This is a genomic window from Dietzia sp. SYD-A1, assembly GCF_015356725.1.
GTDB lineage: Bacteria > Actinomycetota > Actinomycetes > Mycobacteriales > Mycobacteriaceae > Dietzia.
The window spans coordinates 1-370 of sequence record NZ_JADDKI010000711.1 but is presented as its reverse complement, the minus strand read 5'-3'; the positions used below and the strand labels follow the sequence as shown (position 1 = coordinate 370).

The 370-nt window shown below is 70.0% G+C and carries 1 protein-coding gene; it reads left to right on the top strand.

What is annotated here, in order from left to right; all coding sequences use genetic code 11:
- On the top strand, positions 1-370 hold a 370-nt coding region (locus tag IY392_RS18910), incomplete at both ends, for an HNH endonuclease signature motif containing protein (RefSeq protein WP_194862057.1).

Genomic DNA, 370 nt, shown 5'->3' with positions numbered 1-370 from the left:
CGGTGCCGCCGGTACGGGTGGGCCGCGGCCCGGGGCGTCCTGGGGCACCGACCACCCCATCCGGATCTCGATCATCGACAGCATCGCCCAGGGCCTGCCCAACCGCGTGCAGTTCGTCACCGGCGCCTACGCCAGCGTCGACTGGCTGTGCGAGGAACTCCTCTCCGGCGGCGACGCCACAGTGCGATTCGAACTGATCGACCCCCAACCCGGAGTGCTCGACCACCCCGACGCCGCACTCAAGTACCTCATCACCCCCGCCCTGGCCGAACGGATCCGGCTACGCGACGGAACCTGCCGCCACCCCGGATGCACCGTCGACGCCCACGACTGCGACATCGACCACGTCATCGCCTTCCACCACCACCAG